Genomic DNA, 20,290 nt, shown 5'->3' on the forward strand with positions numbered 1-20,290 from the left:
GAGAACACTCGGTGACGGGCGGGCGGACACTTCCCGGGACAGCTCGGAAGTCTATGCCTCGGGACTGACACACGCGGGCCGCGCCCGCGTACCTTCACCACGAGGGGCGCGGGCACTTTCCCGCGGACCCACCCGTTGGAGACGACAGAAACGCTGTCGTACACATGCACCAGGAGGCACCCAGCGATGTCGGTCCCCCAGCTCGACGACGAGCAGCGCGGCGACGAGATCCTCGCCGTCTTCGACACCGCCTTCGGCGAGCTCCTGGCCGCCGACCCGGCCGCCTTCCGCGTGAAGTTCCGGAAGATGGCGGCCTCGGCCTTCGCGTTCTACCGCGGCACGGCCTGCCTCTTCTACCACGACCTGGAGGGCGAGCGCCGCGGCGGCCCGTACCTGGACGAGCGCACGTCCCGGGTGTGGATCCACGGCGACCTGCACGCGGAGAACTTCGGCACCTACATGGACGCCAACGGCCGGCTCGTGTTCAACGTCAACGACTTCGACGAGGCCTACGTCGGCCCCTTCACCTGGGACCTCAAGCGCTTCGCCGCCTCGGTAGCCCTCATCGGGTACGCGAAGGCGTTCGGCGACGACCAGATCACCGAGCTGGTGCGCGTCTACGCCGCCGCCTACCGCGAGCGCGTGCGCGCGCTGGCGACGGGCGCGAAGAGCGACGAGGTGCCGCCCTTCACGCTGGACACCGCCCAGGGCCCGCTCCTGGACGCGCTGCGCGACGCCCGCGCGCTGACCCGCTTCGGGCTGCTGGAGTCGATGACGGAGATCCGCGACTTCGAGCGCCGCTTCGCCCCGGGCGGCGGCTCCGTCGAACTGGACGCCGCCACGCGGTACAAGGTGCTCGCGGCCTTCGACGGCTATCTGGAGACGCTGCCGGACGCCTCGCTGGCCCGCCCCGACTCCTACCGGGTCAAGGACGTGGTGGGCCGCCGCGGCATCGGCATCGGCTCGGCCGGGCTGCCGTCGTACAACATCCTGCTGGAGGGCCACACCGACGCCCTGGAGAACGACGTCGTGATCTACATCAAGCAGGCCCAGACCCCGGCCGTCTCCCGGCACGTCGCGGACCAGGCGCTGCGCGACTACTTCCAGCACGAGGGCCACCGCACGGTGATCTCCCAGCGCGCCCTCCAGGACAACGCCGACCCGTGGCTCGGCTGGACCGAGCTGGACGGCGCGGGCCAGCTGGTCGCCGAGGTCTCGCCGTACGCCGTGGACCTGGACTGGGGCGACATCGACGACCCGGAGGAGGTCGCGGCGGTGGTCGCCGACCTCGGCCGGGCCACGGCCACCATGCACGCGGCGGCGGACGAAACCTCGGGCGAGTCGCTGGTGCCGTTCTCCACCGAGCGGGCCATCGACGCGGCGATCGCGGCCGACGAGGACGGCTTCGCCGACGTGCTGGTCTCCTTCGCCCACGACTACGGCGCACGCGCGCGTGCCGACCACCAGATCTTCGTGGACCTGTTCCGCAACGGCCGGATCCCCGGTCTGTGACGGCCCGGGGACCCAGGGTCGCGATCCGGCCGTCCGCGGACACCCTTTAGGGGTCTCTTACGGCAGTACGTGACACACTTCCAGCGCCATGGACATTTCCGGGACCCAGCTGCGAGCCGTACGGGCGGCGCTGTTCACGTCACTCGTCGTGACGCTGAGCAGCGCGTCGCACGTGCTGCTGTCCCGGGCACCCCTGCCGCTGAACACGGTGGCCGTGCTCGCGGCCGTCGTGTTCGCCGTCGCCTACGCCCTCGCCGGGCGGGAGCGGACCTTCGGCCGGATCGCCGCGCTGCTGATCCCGCTGGAGCTGGCCGCCGACACGATCCTCACCACCGGGCAGCACATGTGCTACGGCCCTGCGGGCGGCCCGGTCGCGGGCCCGCTGGCCTCGGTCGGCTGGGACGTGCTGTGCGGCGACGGCACCGAGGTCGGCACCCCGCTGGCGCAGGTCAGCGGCGACCCCGGCCGGGTCGCGGCGCTGCTCGCCGAGTCGACCCCGGCCACCGCCTGGCTGCTGCTGGCCGCGCACGTGTGCGTCGGCCTCGTCGCCGCCGCCTGGCTGCGGCGCGGCGAGCGGGCGCTGGTCCAGGTGCTGCGGGCGCTGGGCGCGAGCACCTTCCGGCCGCTGCGGATCGCGCAGGCGGCCGGCACGGCGCGCGCGACCGAGCGCCCCGGGCGCGGACCGCTCCCCCAGCGCCGGACGGCCTCCGCCCCGAACCTGCTCCTCGCGTACTCCCTGGGGCGGCGTGGACCGCCGTGCTCCCCCGCCCTCACCTGCGGGTGAGCGGCGTCCGGCACCGCATTCCCACCCCCACGCATCCCGCACACGGCATGTGTGCGTTCCCATGGAGAAGACCGACATGAGCAAGCGGAACAACCAGGCGGCGAAGACGGCGGCGCGCGAGCGCCTGCGGATCGAGCGCGAGCGCGAGGCGAAGCGGGCGAAGGTGAAGCGGCAGGTCGTCGTGGCCTGCTCGCTCGTGGCCGTCCTCGCCGCGGCGGGCGGCATCGGCTACGCCGTCGTCCAGGCCAACAAGCCCAGCCAGTGGGAGGCCGTGAAGTCCGACAAGATCGTCGCCCCGGCCAACACCTCGGGCAAGGACGGCCTGACGGTCCTCGTCGGCAAGGACAGCGCGAAGAAGACCCTCAAGATGTACGAGGACCCGCGCTGCCCGGTCTGCGCCGCGTTCGAGCAGGCGGTCGGCACGACGGTCGAGAAGGACCTCGCGGCCGGCAAGTACAAGGTCCAGTACATCGGCGGCACGTTCATCGACGGCGACTCGCTGGGCAGCGGCAAGATCGGCTCGGGCGGTGAGGGGTCCAAGAGCGCGATGAGCGCCATGGGCGCCGCGCTCAACGTCAGCCCCGACGCCTTCATGAAGTACAAGACCGCCCTGTACTCGACGAAGTTCCACCCCGAGGAGTCGCAGGACAAGTTCAAGGACGACGCCTACCTGATCAAGGTCGCCGACACGGTTCCGGAGCTGAAGGGCAACGCCACGTTCCGGAACGCGCTGAAGAAGGGCACCTACGACGCCTGGGCGCTGGCGATGTCGAAGACCTTCGACACCAACAAGGACGGCGTCACGGGCACGCCGAGCTTCGTCATGGACGGCAAGATCCTCAAGACCGCGCAGGGCAGCCAGCCGATGACGGTCCCGGACTTCAACCAGGTCGTCGGGGCCGCGCTCAAGGGCTGACCCGCCGTCGGTGAAGAGCGGGCGAACATTCGGACGTTCGCCCGCTCTCGTCCGTACCGAGCAGTAACCTGATCGGTCGTGACCAGTCGGCCCCTGGGCCCGCTCCTACCGGACCCTCAGCGGCACCCAGAAGGTCGAGCGCGCCCACGACCCCGTCTGACCCGCGCCGGGAGCGCTACAGGGAGCCGAGGAAGCCGAGCGCCACCCGCCAGGTGGCCTCGGCCGCCTCCGCGTCGTAGTCCGCCAGCCCCGGGTCGGTGTAGAGGTGGCCGGCGCCCCGGTAGCGGTGGACCTCGACGTCGGCGCCCGCTCTGCCCATCTGGAGATACCAGGCGCTGAGCCAGTCGTCGGTCTCGAAGGGGTCCGGCTCGGCCACGTGCAGCTGCACCGGCAGCTCCCGCACCGAGGCGCTCGCCGCGATGTCCGAGGTGCCGTGCAGGAGCAGCAGCCCGCGCGCCTTCTCGTCGCCGAGCGCCAGCGTCTGCGCCACGGAGGCGCCCAGCGAGAACCCGGCGTAGACCAGTCCCCGCCCGGAGTAGGGCGCGGCGGCCAGCACGGCCCGCTTCAGCAGCTCGTCCTTGCCGATCGACTCGTTGAACTCCATGCCCTCCTCGACCGTCTCGAACGTACGGCCCTCGAAGAGGTCCGGCGTCCACACCTCGTGTCCGGCGGCCCGCAGCCGGTCGGCGGCCGCGCGCACCGCGGGCCTGAGGCCATAGGTCGAGTGAAAGAGCATGATGTCCATGGGGCCATGGTGCCAGCCGGGTACGACAACGCCGTGACGACCGCCTCACCGGCTCGGATGTTCACGACCCCCCGGGGCTGGTTACGTTCGAAGGCATGGAGAACGTACTCCGACCACTGATCGTCATCGGCGGCGCGGTGCTGCTCACCCTGTTCATCGGGTGGGCCACCGACCGTCTGCTCCGCAAGGCCGACGAACGGCACAGCGAGACGCCCCTGTGGGGCCTGCTGCGCCGGATACGGGTGCCGTACCAGCTCGTGCTGTGCACGGCCCTGCTGAGAGGGTCGTACGACGAGGCGAAGCTGCTGCTGGAGTACCGGGTCGCCCTCGGCCGGGGGCTGACCCTGGTGCTGATCGGCGCGGCCGCCTGGCTGGCGATCCGGATAGCGGCCGCCGTCGTGGAGACCTCGTACAGCCGCTACGCGCGCGTCCACCGCGACGCCGCCCGGGTGCGCCGGGTGCGCACCCAGGTGACGCTGATCATGCGGGTGGTGTCCGCGGTGGTCGGCGTGGTCGCCGCAGCCGCGATGCTGCTGACCTTCCCCGCGTTCCGGGCGGCCGGAGCCTCCCTGCTGGCCTCGGCGGGCATCCTCGGCATCGTCGCCGGTGTCGCCGCCCAGTCCACGCTGAGCAACATGTTCGCCGGGCTGCAGATCGCCTTCGGCGACATGGTGCGCATCGGGGACACCGTGGTGGTCGACGACGAGTGGGGCACCGTCGAGGAGATCACCCTGACGTTCCTGACCGTCCGGACGTGGGACGAGCGCCGGATCACCATGCCGGTCTCGTACTTCACCGCCAAGGCGTTCGAGAACTGGTCGCGCGGCGGCGCCCAGATGACCGGCACCGTCTTCCTGCACCTGGACCACTCGGCGCCGATGGAGGCGATGCGCGCCCGGCTGCGCGACATCCTGCGCGGCTGCCCGGCATGGGACGGCCGCGACCACGGCCTCGTCGTCACCGACTCCACCCCGAGCACGATGGAGGTGCGGGCCCTGGTCACCGCGAAGGACGCGGACGACCTGTGGACGGTCCGGGTCACGGTGCGCGAGCAGCTGATCCGCTGGCTGGCCGAGCAGCACCCGTACGCGCTGCCGCGCGTCAACGCCACGGACGCGGCCCTGCCGCCCGGCTTCCCCGTCCCCGGCCGGATACCGGGCGCCCGCCGCACCGTCCACCACGACCATCAGCCGGTCCGCCCCGACCGGCCCTGACCGGCCCCGACCAGCCCTGACCGGCCCTGACCGGCCCTGACCGGCTCAGTGGCCGCGCTCGGCCCCTCCGTCGACCTGGACGATCTGCGAGGTGATGTGCCCGGCGCCGTGGGACGCCAGCCAGTGCAGGGTCGCGGCGACGTCCCCCGGCGTGCCGGCCCGTCCCGTCGAGGTCTCCGCGACGAGGCGGGCGCGCCGCTCCTCGTCCATGCCGGCGCCGAAGAACCCGGTGTCGTCGACATAGCCGGGGGCGACCACGTTCACGGTGATCCCGCGCGGGCCCAGCTGCCGGGCCAGGTCGTGGGCGTACGGGTGCAGCGCGGCCTTGGACGCCGCGTACGCCCCGCTGCCCGAACCCCGCAACGCGGCGATGGAGCTGAGGAAGAGCACCCGTCCGCCGGGGTCGGCCAGGCGGTCCTTGAGCGCCTCGGTGAGCAGGGCGGCGGTCAGGGTGTTCAGGCCGAAGTTCAGGGTCCAGTCGTGCAGGACGACGTCGAGGGGCTCGTCGCTGTCCACGCGCGGCTCCAGGTACCCGGAGCCGCCGGCGCTGTGGACGAGGACGTCCACCGTGCCGAGCCGGTCCGCCACGAACCGCTCCACCGCGCGCACCTCGCGCGGCCTGCTCAGGTCCGCCGCGCAGACCAGGGCCCCGGGCACCGCGGCCCGCTCCAGCACCTCCGCGCGGCGGCCGAGCAGCAGGACCTGATCGCCGTCCGCCGCGAACAGCTGCGCCGTCGCGAGCCCGATCCCCGTACCGCCTCCGCTGATCACCACGTTGCGAGCCATGATCAGATCGTACGAAGCAACGGGTCCCCGCACCACGTTCACCGCAGGCTGCGCACGTCCAAATGCCGCAGCACCCGGTCCACCACCTCCGGATCGGCACCCGGCTCGCTGCGCGCGGCCAGCACCTCGTGCCGGGCGGCGCTCAGCAGCTCGCCCTGGATGCGCCGGACCCGCTTCAGCCGGCGGACCCGGTGGTGGACCGCCTCCCTGCGCTCGTCCTCGCCCATCTCCGGGCTGATCCGCACCCCGATCTCGAAGGCCCGGCGCAGCATCTGCTCCGACAGCTCCTCCGGCAGGTCCTCCACGGACTCGATCTCGCGGAGCCGGCGCTTGGCCGCCCGCGCCGCGCGCACCGCGAGCTGCTTCTCGAAGTCCCTCTCCCGCTCGCTGTCGGCGCGCACCCCGAGCCGCCGCACCAGCCGCGGCAGGGTCAGCCCCTGGAGCACCAGGGTCCCCATGATCACTCCGAAGGCGATGAACACGATCTCGTCCCGGTCCGGGAAGGGCGTGCCCGCGTCGGTCTCCAGGGGGATGGCCAGCGCCAGGGCCACGGACGCCACGCCGCGCATCCCGGACCACCACATGACGACGGTCTCGCGCCAGCTCATCGGGATCTCCTCCTCGACGTCCCGCTTGGCGTGCATCCGTTGGGTGAGCCAGGTGGCCGGCAGCAGGTAGAGCAGCCGCACCAGGACGACGACGACGACCACCGCGGCGGCCCAGCCGAGCAGTTCCCCCCAGCGGCCGGAGGCCGTGCGCAGCGCGTTGTGCAGTTCGAGCCCGATCAGCCCGAAGGCGACGCCGGTGACGAGGGTGTCGACGATGTCCCAGAAGGTGTGCCCGGCGAGCCGCGTCATCACGTCGTCGGCGTCGGTGGCGTACTCGGAGAGGAACAGGGCCGTGGTCAGCACGGCGAGGACGCCCGAGCCGCGCAGTTCCTCGGCGAGCACGTAGGAGGCGTACGGCACGAGCAGGGTGAGCCCGATCTGGAGGGTGGCGTCGCCGAGCAGGTCCATCACCTTGTTGGCGCCCCAGCCGAGGGCGAGTCCGACGGCCACCGCCACGACCGCCGAGAGGACGAGGTCCAGGCCCGCCTGCCACGCCGAGAAGGAGCCGCTGACCACGGCGGCGATGGCCACGTGGTAGAGCACGATGGCCGTGACGTCGTTGAAGAGCCCTTCGCCCTCCAGGATGGACACCAGCCGGCGGGGCAGCCCGAGCCGGCCCGCGACGGCGGTCGCCGCGACGGGGTCGGGCGGCGCGACGAGCGCGCCGAGCGCCAGGGCGGCGGCGAGGGGCAGGCCGGGCACGATGGCCTGGGCGACCGCGGCCACGCAGATCATCGTGACGAACACCAGCGCCACGGCCAGCAGGAGGATGGGCCGCACATTGGCCGCGAACTGCCGCCAGGAGGTGCGCCGTACGGCGGCGTAGAGCAGCGGGGGCAGCAGCAGGGGGAGGATCAGGTCCGGCGGCACGTTGACGTTCGGGACGAACGGCAGCAGCGCGAGGACGATCCCGAGCAGGGTCATCAGCACGGGCGCCGGCAGCCCGAGCCGGTCCCCGGCCGGGACGCTCACCAGGGCCCCGAGCAACAGCACGAACAGCAGGGCCAACTGATCCACGGTCAGCACTCCGGAGAGATCGGTGTCCACAGGGCAGCTTCAAGCCTGCCACGCCGCCGCTCTCACCAGCGGATACGGACGCCCCGCTACAGAACGCGCCGCATGGAGCGGTGGGGTATCCCCGCGTCGGGGAACTCCGGGCCGTACGCCGCGTAGCCGAGACGCTCGTAGAACCCGAGCGCGTGGGTCTGGGCGTGCAGGTCCACGGCGGCGAGGCCCCGCGCGCGGGCCGCGTCCTCGACGGCCCGCACCAGCGCGGCGCCGACCCCGAGGCCGCGGGCCTGCCGGGTCACGGCCAGCCGGCCGAGCGAGCCCACCGAGGGATCGCCGCCGGTCCGGTCCGCGGCGGCCTCGCCGGAGAGCAGGCGTCCGGTGCCGAGCGGCTCGCCGTCCTCTCCGGTCGCGAGCACGTGCAGCGCGCCGGCGTCGAGGGCGTCGTACTCGATGTCCTGGGGGACGCCCTGCTCGACGACGAAGACCTCCTTGCGGACCGCGAAGCACGCCTCGCGGTCGGCGGGGTCCTCGGCGACGCGCACGGTGTACGTCGGTGTGCTCATGCCCACGTCTCCTCGCGGACCTGCTCCAGGGCGTCTCGGAGGTCGGCCGGGTAGTCGCTGGCGAACTCGGCCCACCGGCCGTCCCCGGGGTGCTCGAAGCCGAGGCGCACGGCGTGCAGCCACTGCCGGGTCAGCCGCAGCCGATTGGCGAGGGTCGGGTCGGCGCCGTAGGTCAGATCGCCGACGCAGGGATGCCGGTGGGCCGCCATGTGGACGCGGATCTGGTGGGTGCGGCCCGTCTCCAGCTTCACGTCGAGCAGGGAGGCCGCGCGGAACGCCTCGATGAGGTCGTAGTGCGTGACGGAGGGCTTGCCCTCTGCCGTGACCGCCCACTTGTAGTCGTGCTGGGGGTGGCGGCCGATGGGGGCGTCGATGGTCCCGCTGGTCGGATCGGGGTGGCCCTGGACGAGCGTGTGGTACCGCTTGTCGACCGTGCGCTCCTTGAACTGGCGCTTGAGCGAGGTGTACGCGTACTCGGACTTGGCGACGACCATCAGACCGGAGGTGCCCACGTCCAGGCGGTGCACGATGCCCTGGCGCTCGGCGGCCCCGGAGGTGGAGATCCGGTAGCCGGCGGCGGCCAGGCCGCCGATGACCGTCGGTCCGCTCCAGCCCGGACTCGGGTGCGCGGCGACACCGACCGGCTTCGCGATGACCACCACGTCGTCGTCGTCGTGCACGATCTCCATGCCCTCGACGGGCTCGGCGACGATCTGCACCGGGGCGGGCGCCTGCGGCATCTCCACTTCCAGCCAGGCGCCGCCGTGGACGCGCTCGGACTTGCCGACGACCGTGCCGTCGACCAGCACCTTGCCCGCCGCGGCCAGCTCGGCCGCCTTCGTGCGGGAGAAGCCGAACATGCGGGAGATGGCGGCGTCGACGCGCTCGCCCTCCAGGCCGTCGGGCACGGGCAGGGTACGGATCTCGGGAATCGTGCTCACCCGTCGAGTATGCCGGACGGGCCCGGCGGCCCCGTACGGGCCTGTGGAAAACCCCGCCGGGCTCAGTCCTTGTGGACGGTGCCGTCCGGGTCCAGGCCCTTGAAGGAGAGCAGCACGATCAGGATGCCGCCGCTGACGATCGCGGTGTCGGCGAGGTTGAACACGGCGAAGCCCTTGGGCGCGATGAAGTCCACGACGGCGCCCTGGAAGACGGCCGGGGCGCGGAAGATCCGGTCGGTGAGGTTGCCGAGGGCGCCTCCGAGCAGCAGGCCGAGCGCGATCGCCCACGGGACGCTGTACAGCTTGCGGGCAAGCCGGATGATCACCACGATCACGGCGGCCGCGATCGCCGTGAAGATGACGGTGAACGCCTCGCCGAAGCCGAAGGCGGCGCCCGCGTTGCGGATGCCCTCGAACCGGAGCCAGTCCCCGACGACGTCGATCGGCGGCTGGTGCTCCAGCTTGGCCACCACGAGCATCTTGCTGCTCAGGTCGATGGCGTACGCGATCATGGCGACCACGAAGAGCACGGCGATCCGCCGCCGTCCCCTGGGCCGGTCCGCGCCGGTCCCGAGCGGCGCGCCGTCGCCGGAGGGGTCCGCCGGCGCCGTGCCCCCGGCGTCGCCGGCGGCCTTCGCGTCCGCGTCGGACGGCTGGTGCCCGGCACCCGCGGGCTCCGGGGTGTCCGGCGTACCGATGATGCGCTCCGGCTCTGCCACGTGCGTCCCTCGACCTAGGTACCTGACTGAGGACGAGCGTACGGCACGTCCCGCGGGCCCGGCGTGCCCGTCAGTAGCGGCGCTCCTGCTTCTGCTTGCACTCCACGCACAGGGTCGCGCGCGGGAACGCCTGCATCCTGGCCTTGCCGATGGGGTTGCCGCAGCTCTCGCACAGGCCGTAGGTGCCCGCGTCCAGCCGCTCCAGGGCGCGCTCGGCCTGCGTGAGCATCTCGCGCGCGTTGGCGGCGAGCGCCAGCTCGTGCTCACGCGTGATGTTCTTGGCACCCGTGTCGGCCTGGTCGTCGCCCGCGCCGTCCCCGGAATCCCTCATCAGGCCCACGAGTGACTGCTCGGACGAGGTGATCTCCGCGCGCAGCCGCACGACCTCGGCCGTCAGCTCGGCCCGCGCCTCCTCGACCTCCTGGGGCGTCCAGGGGTCCTCACCGGGGCGCACCGCGAGCTCGCCGGGCTCCGCCGCGGCCACGCGCGCGTCGGGAACGGCCTTCCGCACGGCCGTGGCCGTGTCAGGAGTCTTCTTCGCAACCACCGTCGTGGCTCCCGTCTGCTCCGCGGCCTGGGCCGCTCCCGCCTTCTTGGCCCTGCTCCCGGCGCCGCCCTCCTCGGCGGCCCCCTCGCCCGCGCCGCCCGCGCGTGCGGCGGGCTTCTCGTCCGCCGCCCGCCCGCGCGCCGCCTTCTTCCCGGTGGCCTTCTTGGTGACCGCCGTCCCGGCGGCCGGTGTCGCGGCCGTCTTCTTCGCGGCCGCCCTGCGGGTGGCCGTGCCGCCTCCTCCCGCCTTCTTCGCCGTCCCCCCGGCGGCGCTCCCGGCGGCCCGCCCGCCGCCGGTCTCACCGTCCGCCTCCGCGGGCCCGGCGGCGGCCCGGGAGGCTGCCTTGCCACCCGTCGCCTTCTTCGTCCCGGCCTTCCTCGCCTCGGCCTTCTTCGTCCCGGCCTTCTTCACCTGGGCCTTCTTCGCTTCGGCCTTCTTCGCGGTGCTCCTCCTGGCCGCGCTCCGCTCGGCCGCGCTCGTCCCGGCCGTGCCCGCCGTGCCCGCACCGGAAGCCGCCGCCCTGCCGCCGCCGGCCTCCCGCACCGTCTTCACCGGCGGGCGGTCCGGCGTGCCGCGCTCCCCCGCGGAGCCGCCCCGCGCGCTCTTCCTGCCGCTCACGTCCTTGGCCGCGGCGTCTGCGGGAGCCGCCCCTCCGGAGGCGTCCGCATGAGGGGACCTGCTCGACGCCGACTGCCGTACGGCGGTCTTCTTCGCCACCATGCCGCGGCCCCTTCACATATTGTGATCTTGCTCGCGAATCGTGCTGGGACGATAAATCGACTCCGGTCCCGCGGCAACGGGGCACACCACCCGATTCGCCCGCCTCGCGCAGGGAGCACGCCAGACATGCATGCGTTGTGCCCAGCTCCCCGCCGGGTATGCCGCCGGGGCGGCCGTCCCGGAATCCGGACGGGCGCACCGCGCCATTCGGGTCAGCGCACCGGCCGCGCCCGCCGGCCCCCGGCTGCCCGGAAATCCGGTCGGCCGCTGTCACCGGGGCGCCGTACACTGGGCGCAGCGAAACAGCATCGATGGGGACGAGTAGCGACGTACGCGGCCCAGAGCGACCCGGGGACGGTGTGAGCCCGGGGGCGAGCGCGACGTGAAGATCACCCCGGAGCCGTCGGAAGAAAGCCTCCCCGAGGCGAGTAGAACCGGCATCGCGACCCCAATGAGGGGGCTCACCGGCGCACACCCCGCGCCGAGGAGCCAAGGAGGGTGGTACCGCGGGAGCGCGCCGAAACCGGCGCAGGCAGGACACGGCTCTCGTCCCTCCGGACGGAAGGCAGCAAGTCCGCCGGAGGAAGCCCGCTGATGACACAGCCGACGTACCGCCAGGTGCCCGCCCAGGTCGACCTGCCCGCGCTCGAACACGCGGTGCTCGACTTCTGGCGCGAGCAGAAGATCTTCGCCAAGAGCCTGGAGCAGTCCGAGGGACGCCCCGAGTGGGTGTTCTACGAGGGCCCGCCCACCGCCAACGGCATGCCCGGCGCCCACCACATCGAAGCCCGCGTCTTCAAGGACGTCTTCCCCCGCTTCCGCACCATGCGCGGCTACCACGTGGCCCGCAAGGCCGGCTGGGACTGCCACGGCCTCCCCGTGGAGCTGGCGGTCGAGAAGGAGCTCGGCTTCTCCGGCAAGCAGGACATCGAGGCGTACGGCATCGCCGAGTTCAACGACAAGTGCCGCGCGTCCGTGACCCGGCACACCGACGCCTTCGCCGAGCTGACGACCCGTATGGGCTACTGGGTCGACATCGACGACGCCTACCGCACGATGGACCCCGAGTACATCGAGTCCGTGTGGTGGTCGCTCAAGGAGATCTTCGGCAAGGGCCTGCTGGTGCAGGACCACCGCGTCGCCCCCTGGTGCCCGCGCTGCGGAACCGGCCTGTCCGACCACGAGCTGGCGCAGGGCTACGAGACGGTCGTCGACCCCTCGGTGTACGTCCGCTTCCCGCTCACCTCCGGCCCGCTCGCCGGCGAGGCCGCCCTGCTGGTGTGGACGACCACGCCGTGGACGCTCGTCTCCAACACGGCCGTGGCCGCGCACCCCGACGTCACCTACGTCGTCGCGACGAACGGCGAGGAGAAGGCCGTCGTCGCCGAACCGCTGGTCGCCAAGGCCCTCGGCGAGGGCTGGGAGACCACCGGGGAGTCCTTCACCGGCGCCGAGATGGAGCGCTGGACCTACCGGCGCCCCTTCGAGGTGATCGACTTCCCGGCCGAGGCCCACTACGTGGTCAACGCCGAGTACGTCACCACCGAGGACGGCACGGGCCTGGTCCACCAGTCCCCCGCCTTCGGCGAGGACGACCTCAAGGTCTGCCGGGCGTACGGCCTGCCCGTGGTCAACCCGGTCCGCCCCGACGGCACCTTCGAGGAGGACGTGCCGCTGGTCGGCGGCGTCTTCTTCAAGAAGGCGGACGAGCGGCTCACCGAGGACCTCCAGCGGCGCGGCCTGCTCTTCCGTCACATCCCGTACGAGCACAGCTATCCGCACTGCTGGCGCTGCCACACGGCGCTGCTGTACTACGCGCAGCCGTCCTGGTACATCCGCACCACTGCCGTCAAGGACCGCCTCCTCCAGGAGAACGAGAACACCAACTGGTTCCCGGACACGGTCAAGCACGGCCGCTACGGCGACTGGCTGAACAACAACATCGACTGGGCGCTGTCCCGCAACCGCTACTGGGGCACCCCGCTGCCGATCTGGCGCTGCGAGGACGACCACCTCACCTGCGTCGGCTCGCGCGCCGAGCTCACCGAGCTGACCGGCGCCGACCAGTCCGCCCTGGACCCGCACCGCCCGTACATCGACGACGTGACCTTCGGCTGCCCCCAGTGCGGCCAGACGGCCACGCGCGTACCCGAGGTGATCGACGCCTGGTACGACTCGGGCTCGATGCCGTTCGCGCAGTGGGGCTACCCGTACAGGAACAAGGAGCTGTTCGAGGCCCGCTACCCCGCGCAGTTCATCTGCGAGGCCATCGACCAGACCCGCGGCTGGTTCTACACGCTGATGGCGGTCGGCACCCTGGTGTTCGACAAGTCCTCGTACGAGAACGTCGTGTGCCTCGGCCACATCCTCGCCGAGGACGGCCGCAAGATGTCCAAGCACCTGGGCAACATCCTCCAGCCGATCCCGCTGATGGACCAGCACGGCGCCGACGCGGTGCGCTGGTTCATGGCCGCCGGCGGCTCCCCGTGGGCGGCACGCCGCGTGGGCCACGGCACGATCCAGGAGGTCGTCCGCAAGACGCTCCTGACGTACTGGAACACGGTCGCCTTCCAGGCCCTGTACGCCCGTACGTCGAACTGGGCGCCCTCCGCCGCCGACCCGGCCCCGGCCGACCGCCCGGTCCTGGACCGCTGGCTGCTGTCCGAACTGCACGCGCTGGTCGACCAGATGACCCAGTCCCTGGACGCCTACGACACCCAGCGCGCCGGCAAGCTCCTGTCGGCGTTCGTCGACGACCTGTCGAACTGGTACGTCCGCCGCTCGCGCCGCCGCTTCTGGCAGGGCGACAAGGCCGCGCTGCGCACCCTGCACGAGGTCGTCGAGACGGTCACGAAGCTGATGGCCCCGCTGACCCCGTTCATCACCGAGCGGGTCTGGCAGGACCTGGTCGTCCCGGTCGTCCCGGACGCCCCGGAGTCGGTGCACCTCGCGTCCTGGCCGGAGGCCGACCTGTCGGCGATCGACCCGGAGCTGTCCCGGCAGATGGTCCTGGTCCGCCGCCTGGTCGAACTCGGCCGCGCCACGCGCGCGGAGTCGGGCGTCAAGACCCGCCAGCCGCTGTCGCGCGCCCTGATCGCGGCCACCGGTTTCGAGGCCCTGGACACCGAGCTGCACGCGCAGATCACCGAGGAGCTGAACGTCGCCTCGCTCGCCTCGCTCTCCACGGTCGGCGGCAGCCTGGTGGACACCACCGCCAAGGCCAACTTCCGGGCGCTGGGCAAGCGGTTCGGCAAGCGGGTCCAGGACGTGGCGAAGGCCGTCGCCCACGCGGACGCCGCGGCCCTGTCGCTGGCCCTGCGGGAGGGCACGGCCTCGGTCGAGGTCGACGGTGAGACGGTCACGCTCGCCCCCGACGAGGTCATCATCACGGAGACCCCGCGCGAGGGCTGGTCGGTGGCGTCGGACTCGGGCGCGACGGTCGCGCTGGACCTGGAGATCACGGAGGAGCTGCGCCGGGCCGGCCTGGCCCGGGACGCGATCCGCCTGATCCAGGAGGCCCGCAAGAACAGCGGTCTGGACGTGGCCGACCGGATCGCCCTGCGCTGGACGGCGACGGACCCCGCGACGACCGCGGCGCTCACCGAGCACGCCGGGATGATCGCCGACGAGGTCCTGGCGACGGACTTCGCGCGGGGCGGGGCGGACTCCGGTTACGGCGACCCGTTCACGGACGAGGCCCTGACCCTGGCGTTCCGCCTGCGCAAGGCGTAGCCCTCGGGGCGGGAGACAGCGCGAGGGCCCGGTGCCGCCAGGATTCCCGGCGGCACCGGGCCCTCGGTGCCGCACGGCCGGGACAACTGCCCCATGGCCGAACACAGCAGGCATAGGACGTGAACACGCGTAGCACAAGGGCGGGGCCCCGGATCGAAATCCGGGGCCCCGCCCTGAACGCTGCCGACGCCTATGGCGTACTACCGAACGTCAGTTGTCGTCCTCGTCGATGAGGAACCCGCGCATCGGCGAGGGAGCCTGGCCCATCGGGCCGGGGCCCTGCGGCCGGACCGGAGCCATCGGCTGGGTCATCGCCGGGGACATCTGCTGCTGACCGCCGTAGGACGGAGCGGCCGGGGAGGGGCCGCCGCCCATCGGGTTGCCGCCGTAGGACGGGGCGCTCGCGCCGGCCGGAGCCATCGAGGGCGCCGGGGACGGCGGGAGGGACGCGGCGGCCGGCGTGCGCGGCGGGGCGAGCGAGTCGTCCGCCTGGGTCTCCAACTGGCGCAGCTGGGACTCCAGGTAGGACTTCAGCCGCGTGCGGTACTCGCGCTCGAAGCCGCGCAGGTCCTCGACCTTGCGCTCCAGCGTGGCGCGGGCGGACTCCAGGGAGCCCATCGCGACACGGTGCTTCTCCTGGGCGTCCCGCTCCAGGGCGTCGGCCTTGGCACGGGCGTCGCGCTCCAGACCCTCGGCACGCGAACGGGCCTCACCGACGATCTTGTTGGCCTCGGAACGCGCCTCGGCGATCGCCTGGTCGGCGGTCTGCTGGGCGAGCGACAGAACGCGGGCCGCGCTGTCGCCGCCGGGGCCGCCCTGACCGGGACCGCCCATGGGGCCACCCATCGGACCGCCCATGGGGCCGCCCATCTGCTGCATGGGGGGCTGGCCCATCTGCCCCTGACCCATCGGACCCTGGCCCATCTGCCCCTGACCCATCGGACCCTGGCCCATCGGACCCGGACCCTGGCCCATCGGGCCGGGACCCTGCGGACCACCCTGACCGCCGGGGCCGGCGGGCAGCTGCGGGGCACCGCTCGGCAGCTGGGGCGGACCACCCATGGGGCCACCCATCTGCTGCTGCGGCGGGCCCGATATCCCGGCGGGGACGGGACCCCCGTGACCGCGCATGCCCTGCTGCGGCATCCCGCCCTGGGGCATTCCCCCCTGAGGCATGCCCTGGGGCATGCCGCCCTGCTGGTCCTGCGGGCCGCCAGGACCCTCCGGCGGCTTGCGCATGTTCTGCTGGTTCTGGGCAGCAGCACGCGTCGCCGCGGCCAGCTTGGCGCGCAGGTCCTCGTTCTCGCGGAGCAGCCGGGTCAGCTCGGCTTCGACCTCGTCGAGGAAGGCATCGACCTCGTCCTCGTCATAGCCTTCTCGGAGGCGGACGGTCGTGAACTGCTTGTTCCGCACGTCCTCGGGGGTCAACGGCATCTCTTCACCTCAACGTAGTCATCGGCAGTCGGCAGGACCGTATCTGTCACATCGTTCACATCGCGCCTCGCACGAGTGTGATCAGGATGTAGACGATGATCATCAGAACGAAGAAGGACAGGTCGAGCGCCACGCCCCCGAGACGCAGCGGCGGGATAACCCGCCGCAGAAGCTTGAGCGGTGGATCAGTGACAGTGTAGGTGGCCTCCAGAACGACCACCATCGCCTTGCCGGGTTGCCAGGAGCGGGCGAACTGGAAGACGTAGTCCATGACCAACCGGAAGATGAGCACGATGAGGAAGACCATCAGCGCGATGTAGAGAACCTGCAAGACCACGCTCATGTCCGGTGTTTCCCTCTCCCCTGCCCCTGGCTTTGTGCCGTTGCTTCCGGTGGTGCGTCTCAGCTCTGGTTGAAGAACCCGCCCTCTGCGATACGGGCCTTGTCCTCCGCCGTGACATCGACGTTAGCAGGCGACAACAGGAACACCTTCTGCGTCACCCGCTCGATGCTGCCGTGAAGACCAAACACCAAACCGGCCGCAAAGTCGACAAGTCGCTTCGCGTCTGTGTCGTCCATCTCAGTCAGATTCATGATCACCGGAGTACCTTCACGGAAGTGTTCCCCGATGGTACGGGCCTCGTTGTAGGTCCGTGGGTGAAGTGTGGTGATCCGGTACGGCTCTCGTTCCGACACGACCTTGGGCATGATCACCGGTGCGTTCTTCTCCAGGCTTGCGCGTTCTTGTGTGATGGACGCCACGGGCGCGATGCGCGCGGGGCGGCCGGATTCCGCGGCGAGCGAAGCCGAACGGGCCACCGGTTCGCGCTGCGCGGGAGGATGGGCGATTCGCACTTCTTCGTCCCTTTGGGACTGATGTGCGTTGTGGGACTGGTGCGACGGCTCGCGCCGTCGGTGGTCCCGCTCGATCTCCGGGTCCAGTTCGGGTTCGAAGTCGTCGTCGGGGTCGAACCCCCGGCCGTCGTACCCATCGTCCTCCACGAGGCCGAGGTAGACCGCCATCTTGCGCATCGCGCCGGCCATGCTCCGAGTCCTCCGCTCTGTGGTGGATCGACTGCCAAGTGCCCGCGATCCACGCGGTCGTTACGCCCGCCTTTCGGCGACATTGACCATATTTTCTGCTGTGGTCCGACTTCTTGGCGACGTTACCCGAGCCCGGGGCGGACTCCGAGTACCGCAGTGCCGACGCGTACATGTGTCGCACCGGCCGCAACAGCCTCTTCGAGATCCGCACTCATGCCTGCGGACACCATGTTCGCAGCCGGATGGGCTCTGCGCAGGTCGGTCGACAAATCCATCAACCGCCCGAAGGCCGCCCGTTGCCGGCCCGCGTACTCCCCGGTGAGCGGGGCGACGGTCATCAGTCCGTCCAGTCTCAGCCCCGGGGCGGCGGCCACGAGGGCGGCCAACTCCTCGATGCCGCCCGGCGCCACACCACCGCGCTCGCCCCGCCCGCTCTCACCCGCGTCGAGGGCGACCTGGAGGAGGCAGCCCAGCTCGCGTCCGCGCCGGACGGCCTCCCTGGACAGCGCCGTCACCAGCTTCGAGCGGTCGACGGACTGCACGACGTCCGCGTAACCGGCGACGGAGCGCACCTTGTTGGTCTGGAGCTGGCCCACGAAGTGCCAGGTGAGCGGCAGATCCGAGCAGGCCGCGGCCTTGGGTGCCGCGTCCTGGTCGCGGTTCTCGGCGACATGGCGCACCCCGAGCTCCGCGAGGACGCGCACATCACTCGCGGGGTAGGTCTTCGTGACGACGATCAGGGTCACCTCCTCGCGGGGGCGCCCGGCGGCCGCGCACGCCTCCGCGATGCGCTGCTCCACTCTCGCCATATTCGCGGCGATTTCGTCCTTACGGTCCGTCATGTCCATTCAGTCCAGCCACACATAGCCCGCGAGCCGGCCCGTGGCCCGGTCGCGTCGGTACGAGAAGTGGTCCGACGACTCCCGCGTGCACACCGGGGACTGCTCCCGGTCGTGCACTCCGAGGCGCGCGAGCTGGGCGTGCACTCCGGCGGCCACGTCGACGGCGGGCGTGCCCCAACTCGTTTCGGCGTACGCCCCCGGCTCGACGGCGGACACCTCGGCGCGCATGGCTTCCGGCACTTCGTAGCACCGGCCGCAGACGGTGGGTCCGGTGCGGGCGACGATCCGGGCGGGGTCGGCGCCCAGCGCCGCCATCGCGCGCAGCGTCTCCGGGACGACCCCGGCGACCATGCCCGGCCGGCCCGCGTGGGCCGCGGCCACGACGCCGGCGACCGGGTCCGCCAGCAGCACCGGCACGCAGTCGGCGGTGAGCACCGCGAGGGCCAGGCCCCGCCGCGTGGTGACGACGGCGTCCGCCTTCGGCACCGGCCGCTCGCCCCAGGGTCCGTCGACCACGACGACGTCCGTGCCGTGCACCTGGTTCATCCAGACCACGTCCCCGGCGCCGAGGCCGAGGGACGCGGCGGCGCGTTCGCGGTTGGCCGCGACGGCCGCGGGGTCGTCACCGACCGCGCCGCCGAGATTGAGCTCCTCGTACGGAGCGGCGCTCACCCCGCCCCACCGGTCGGTGAAGCCGAAGTGCGCGCCGCTCACGGTGTCGCGCTGTCCTATCACGTCAGAGGGATCACTTCAGGAAGTCCGGGACGTCCAGTTCCTCCGCCGCGCTGTCGGCGTAGGTCCGCGACGGCGGGACGGGCGGGGCGACCGGGACGTCGGCGACCGGCTCGGGCGCCGGGGCCGGCTCCTCCTTCGGCGTCACGCTGCCGAGCGAGCCGAAGGACGGGCGGCTCTCGGTCTGCTGCGGCCGGGACGGGGCGGGCTCCTCGCGGCGGGCCGAGGACGAGGCCGAGCCGAGGACGTTGTCCCGGCGGGCCGGCGGCTGGCCGCCGTCGAAGCCGGCGGCGATCACGGTGACGCGGACCTCGTCGCCGAGGGCGTCGTCGATGACCGCACCGAAGATGATGTTGGCCTCGGGGTGGGCGGCCTCGCTGACCAGCTGGGCCGCCTCGTTGATCTCGAACAGGCCGAGGTCGGAGCCGCCGGAGATGGAGAGCAGCACACCGCGGGCGCCGTCGATGGACGCCTCCAGCAGCGGCGAGGAGATCGCCATCTCGGCCGCGGCCACCGCGCGGTCGTCGCCGCGGGCCGAGCCGATGCCCATGAGTGCCGAACCGGCCTCGGACATGACCGACTTGACGTCGGCGAAGTCGAGGTTGATGAGACCGGGGGTGGTGATGAGGTCGGTGATGCCCTGGACACCGGAGAGCAGGACCTGGTCGGCCGACTTGAAGGCGTCCAGCACCGAGACCTGGCGGTCCGAGATGGACAGCAGCCGGTCGTTGGGGATCACGATGAGGGTGTCGACCTCTTCGCGGAGTTCGGCGATGCCGTCCTCGGCCTGGTTGGCGCGGCGCCGTCCCTCGAAGGTGAAGGGGCGCGTGACCACACCGATGGTGAGGGCACCCAGCGAGCGGGCGATGTTGGCCACGACGGGCGCGCCGCCGGTGCCGGTGCCGCCGCCCTCGCCGGCCGTGACGAAGACCATGTCGGCCCCCTTGAGGACCTCCTCGATCTCCTCGCGGTGGTCCTCGGCGGCCTTGCGGCCGACGGCCGGGTTGGCTCCGGCGCCGAGTCCGCGGGTGAGTTCCCGGCCGACGTCGAGCTTGACGTCGGCGTCGCTCATCAACAGAGCTTGCGCGTCGGTGTTGATGGCGATGAACTCGACGCCCTTGAGACCGACCTCGATCATCCGGTTGATGGCATTGACACCACCGCCGCCGACACCGATGACTTTGATGACTGCGAGGTAGTTCTGCGGTGCTGCCACGTCGAAGGCCTCTCGCCTCGAGTTACGGGTCGTCGGATCACGGGAAGCGCTCTGCTTCACGAAACCGGCGACTGATGCCGAAGGGGACGGTCCATAGCGCCGACCCGAACCCTAACCCTGAAGTTTAGGGTTACCAGTGTGTCTGTTCCCTGAAGTCTTCTGAACAGGACACTAAGTCGACAAGTGGCGCGCGTTCAACGAACACGCCGAACCTCCCGTTTTTC

At 71.8% G+C, this 20,290-nt stretch carries 18 protein-coding genes; 5 read left to right on the forward strand and 13 right to left on the reverse strand.

Annotated features, from left to right (window positions below):
• The first annotated feature begins 186 nt into the window (after positions 1–186).
• The 3 genes from SZN_RS10275 to SZN_RS10285 all read left to right on the forward strand — a co-directional run bounded on the left by SZN_RS10275 (position 187) and on the right by SZN_RS10285 (position 3,212).
• The gene (locus SZN_RS10275; RefSeq protein ID WP_007493974.1) at positions 187–1,512 is read left to right on the forward strand and encodes a DUF2252 domain-containing protein; all 1,326 of its coding nucleotides are present in this window, start codon (positions 187–189) and stop codon (positions 1,510–1,512) included.
• Positions 1,513–1,600: 88 nt separating this feature from the next.
• Positions 1,601–2,296: a hypothetical protein gene (locus SZN_RS10280; RefSeq protein ID WP_007493975.1), complete on the forward strand. Its 696-nt coding sequence runs from the start codon at positions 1,601–1,603 to the stop codon at positions 2,294–2,296.
• A gap of 76 nt (positions 2,297–2,372) precedes the next feature.
• On the forward strand, positions 2,373–3,212 hold the full coding sequence (locus tag SZN_RS10285) for a thioredoxin domain-containing protein (RefSeq protein WP_043729722.1): 840 nt from the start codon (positions 2,373–2,375) through the stop codon (positions 3,210–3,212).
• Between the two features lie 175 nt (positions 3,213–3,387).
• Here the strand turns inward: SZN_RS10285 and SZN_RS10290 are convergent, their stop codons facing one another.
• Positions 3,388–3,957, reverse strand: a complete 570-nt coding sequence (locus SZN_RS10290; protein WP_007493979.1) for a dienelactone hydrolase family protein — start codon at positions 3,955–3,957, stop codon at positions 3,388–3,390.
• Between the two features lie 95 nt (positions 3,958–4,052).
• Here SZN_RS10290 and SZN_RS10295 point away from each other — a divergent pair, with 95 nt between their 5' ends.
• A complete protein-coding gene (locus tag SZN_RS10295; protein ID WP_007493981.1) occupies positions 4,053–5,171 on the forward strand; it encodes a mechanosensitive ion channel family protein in 1,119 nt (372 codons plus the stop codon).
• 45 nt (positions 5,172–5,216) lie between these two features.
• Here SZN_RS10295 and SZN_RS10300 read toward each other — a convergent pair whose 3' ends face one another.
• The 6 genes from SZN_RS10300 to SZN_RS38435 all read right to left on the reverse strand — a co-directional run bounded on the left by SZN_RS10300 (position 5,217) and on the right by SZN_RS38435 (position 11,066).
• Positions 5,217–5,957 carry an SDR family NAD(P)-dependent oxidoreductase gene (locus SZN_RS10300; protein ID WP_043729688.1) on the reverse strand — a complete coding sequence of 247 codons (741 nt, stop codon included), beginning with the start codon at positions 5,955–5,957 and terminating at the stop codon, positions 5,217–5,219.
• 38 nt (positions 5,958–5,995) lie between these two features.
• On the reverse strand, positions 5,996–7,582 hold the full coding sequence (locus SZN_RS10305) for a Na+/H+ antiporter (protein WP_043729729.1): 1,587 nt from the start codon (positions 7,580–7,582) through the stop codon (positions 5,996–5,998).
• An 86-nt stretch (positions 7,583–7,668) separates the two neighbouring features.
• Positions 7,669–8,139 carry a GNAT family N-acetyltransferase gene (locus SZN_RS10310; protein WP_007493984.1) on the reverse strand — a complete coding sequence of 157 codons (471 nt, stop codon included), beginning with the start codon at positions 8,137–8,139 and terminating at the stop codon, positions 7,669–7,671.
• A complete protein-coding gene (locus SZN_RS10315) occupies positions 8,136–9,080 on the reverse strand; it encodes an RluA family pseudouridine synthase (protein ID WP_007493985.1) in 945 nt (314 codons plus the stop codon). The genes SZN_RS10310 and SZN_RS10315 overlap by 4 nt, the downstream gene beginning before the upstream one ends.
• Positions 9,081–9,142: 62 nt before the next feature.
• A complete protein-coding gene (gene lspA, locus SZN_RS10320; protein WP_007493986.1) occupies positions 9,143–9,799 on the reverse strand; it encodes a signal peptidase II in 657 nt (218 codons plus the stop codon).
• Positions 9,800–9,869: 70 nt separating this feature from the next.
• On the reverse strand, positions 9,870–11,066 hold the full coding sequence (locus tag SZN_RS38435; protein WP_078508520.1) for a TraR/DksA family transcriptional regulator: 1,197 nt from the start codon (positions 11,064–11,066) through the stop codon (positions 9,870–9,872).
• A gap of 594 nt (positions 11,067–11,660) precedes the next feature.
• On the opposite strand from SZN_RS38435, the gene ileS reads away from it, so the two are divergent.
• The gene (gene ileS / locus SZN_RS10335) at positions 11,661–14,798 is read left to right on the forward strand and encodes an isoleucine--tRNA ligase (RefSeq protein WP_007493990.1); all 3,138 of its coding nucleotides are present in this window, start codon (positions 11,661–11,663) and stop codon (positions 14,796–14,798) included.
• A gap of 210 nt (positions 14,799–15,008) precedes the next feature.
• On the opposite strand, the gene SZN_RS10340 is transcribed toward ileS, so the two are convergent.
• The 6 genes from SZN_RS10340 to ftsZ all read right to left on the reverse strand — a co-directional run bounded on the left by SZN_RS10340 (position 15,009) and on the right by ftsZ (position 20,066).
• On the reverse strand, positions 15,009–16,232 hold the full coding sequence (locus tag SZN_RS10340; protein WP_007493992.1) for a DivIVA domain-containing protein: 1,224 nt from the start codon (positions 16,230–16,232) through the stop codon (positions 15,009–15,011).
• Positions 16,233–16,287: 55 nt separating this feature from the next.
• The gene (locus SZN_RS10345; RefSeq protein WP_007493994.1) at positions 16,288–16,575 is read right to left on the reverse strand and encodes a YggT family protein; all 288 of its coding nucleotides are present in this window, start codon (positions 16,573–16,575) and stop codon (positions 16,288–16,290) included.
• Between the two features lie 59 nt (positions 16,576–16,634).
• A complete protein-coding gene (locus SZN_RS10350; RefSeq protein ID WP_007493996.1) occupies positions 16,635–17,276 on the reverse strand; it encodes a cell division protein SepF in 642 nt (213 codons plus the stop codon).
• Positions 17,277–17,398: 122 nt separating this feature from the next.
• The gene (locus tag SZN_RS10355) at positions 17,399–18,118 is read right to left on the reverse strand and encodes a YggS family pyridoxal phosphate-dependent enzyme (protein ID WP_043729743.1); all 720 of its coding nucleotides are present in this window, start codon (positions 18,116–18,118) and stop codon (positions 17,399–17,401) included.
• A gap of 6 nt (positions 18,119–18,124) precedes the next feature.
• Entirely contained in the window at positions 18,125–18,853 is a 729-nt protein-coding gene (pgeF, locus tag SZN_RS10360) for a peptidoglycan editing factor PgeF (protein ID WP_043729694.1), read from the reverse strand.
• A gap of 10 nt (positions 18,854–18,863) precedes the next feature.
• Positions 18,864–20,066: a cell division protein FtsZ gene (ftsZ, locus tag SZN_RS10365; RefSeq protein ID WP_007494000.1), complete on the reverse strand. Its 1,203-nt coding sequence runs from the start codon at positions 20,064–20,066 to the stop codon at positions 18,864–18,866.
• Positions 20,067–20,290: the final 224 nt, after the last annotated feature.

It is taken from the genome of Streptomyces zinciresistens K42 (assembly GCF_000225525.1).
GTDB classification, from domain to species: domain Bacteria; phylum Actinomycetota; class Actinomycetes; order Streptomycetales; family Streptomycetaceae; genus Streptomyces; species Streptomyces zinciresistens.